The following is a 1,896-nucleotide window of genomic DNA, read 5'->3' as shown; positions in this document are numbered from 1 at the left end:
TGGGGCCGGGGTCGGGGACGACGTGCGCCCGCGGGGGGTCTAGAGCTCCTCGATGGTGGCCGTGGCGTGCACGGTGCCGAGCTTGCGCGGGTTGCGCACCCGCAGCGACCAGGCCGGGTCGCCGGCGCCTGAGCCCACACCGGTTCCGACGCCCGGGCCGGACCCGCGCCGGGCGTAGATCGCCAGCTTGGCCGGGAGCACGACGGGCTTGCCGAACTCCACCGAGTAGCGCGCCCGCTCGGGGATGGCGCCCTCGACCACACCGAGCATGGTGGCGGACGTCCACATCCCGTGCGCGATGACGTTGGGGAACCCGAACGCCTTGGCGCCCACCTTGGAGACGTGGATGGGGTTGCGGTCCCCGGACACCGACGCGTACTCGGAGATCAGCGACTCGGACACCGACCTGACCACGGTGGGGTCACCGATCTCCGCGGCCGTGGGCGGCTCGGGCCTCGGCGGGCGCGGTGCGTCCTTGGGAGGGGTCAGTGACGTCCGGCGCTTGGAGAGCAGGCCCGACCGCTGGACCCAGGACGGCTGGTCGTCGTCGCCGGTACGGATCTCCGTGACGATGTCGAGCAGCAACCCGGCGGGGTGCTCCCGCAGGTTCTCGGCCCGCGCGCGGATCGAGAGCTCGTCGCCCACCCGCAAGGGGCGGTGGGACTCGATCTCGTTGGTCAGGTGCACCGAGCCCATGGCCGGGACCGGATAGGCCGGGTCCAACATGAGCTGCATGCTCAGGGGGAAGGCCAGCGTGAACGGGTAGGTCAGCGGCAGGGCGTCACCGAAGCGCAGGTCGCAGACGCGGGCGTAGGCGGCCAGATTGGCCACGTCCACGCGCACGCCGGCCACCTCGACGCCCTTGTCGGGCATCGACGTGCCGTCGCGCTTGCCGCCCACCACGGGAACCGAGCCGACGGCCGCCTTGCCGTACTGGGCCAGGAGGTTGGGGATGGCGGGCAGGCGGGTGTACTCCACGGTGTTCTCCGACCCGGTGTTCTGCGACACGGTGTTCTCCGAAGACGAGCGATCCACCTCGATCACGCGCCCAGGAGGGACTGGCCACACACGCGGATCACGTTGTCGGTGACCGCGGAGGAGGCGGGGCTGGCGAAGTAGGCGATCGTCTCGGCCACGTCGACGGGCAGACCGCCCTGCTGCATGGAGTTCATGCGGCGTCCGGCCTCGCGGGTGGCGAACGGGATGGCCGCGGTCATCTGGGTCTCGATGAAGCCGGGGGCCACGGCGTTGACGGTGATCTTCTTGGACGCCAGCTCGGCGGAGGCGCCGTCGACGAACCCGATCACGCCGGCCTTGGAGGCGGCGTAGTTGGTCTGGCCGCGGTTGCCGGCGATCCCGGCCATCGAGGAGACGCCCACGACGCGGCCGCCCTCGGTGAGGACGCCCTTCTCCGCGAGCTCGGCGGTGATCCGCTCCGGCGCGACGAGGTTGACGGCCATGACCGAGTCCCAGCGCGCCGAGTCCATGCCGGCCAGGGTCTTGTCGCGGGTGATGCCCGCGTTGTGCACGAGGATGTCGATGACGCCCTCGTGGCGCTCCTGCACGTGCTTGGCCAGCACCTCGGCGGCGTCGGCGGCGGTCACGTCGAGCGGCAGCGAGGTGCCGCCCACCTTGTTGGCGGTCGCGGAGAGGGACTCGCCGGCGGCGGGGACGTCACAGCAGATCACGTGCGCCCCGTCGCGGGAGAGCACGGCGGCGATCTCCGCACCGATGCCCCGGGCCGCGCCCGTGACCACGGCGACCTTGCCCTCGAGGGGGCGGTCCCAGGACCCGGGGGCGGTCGCGGCGCCGGCACCCACGCGGAACACCTGGGCGTCGACGTAGGCGGACTTGCCGGAGAGGATGAAGCGCAGGGTGGACTCGAGGCCCGACGCG

Annotated in this window: 2 protein-coding genes; both read right to left on the bottom strand. The window is 72.3% G+C overall.

Annotated elements, in window-relative coordinates; genetic code table 11:
- Window positions 1-39 precede the first annotated feature (39 nt).
- Window positions 40-1,008, bottom strand: a complete 969-nt coding sequence (locus G6018_RS07300; protein ID WP_347237822.1) for a MaoC/PaaZ C-terminal domain-containing protein — start codon at window positions 1,006-1,008, stop codon at window positions 40-42.
- Window positions 1,009-1,040: 32 nt separating this feature from the next.
- The coding region (locus tag G6018_RS07295; RefSeq protein WP_182639267.1) for a 3-oxoacyl-ACP reductase at window positions 1,041-1,896 on the bottom strand (856 nt) is incomplete at its 5' end.

It is taken from the genome of Dietzia sp. DQ11-44 (assembly GCF_014145205.1).
GTDB classification, from domain to species: domain Bacteria; phylum Actinomycetota; class Actinomycetes; order Mycobacteriales; family Mycobacteriaceae; genus Dietzia; species Dietzia natronolimnaea.
Note: the sequence above shows the minus strand (reverse complement) of the source record. Positions and strands in the feature narration are given on the sequence as shown.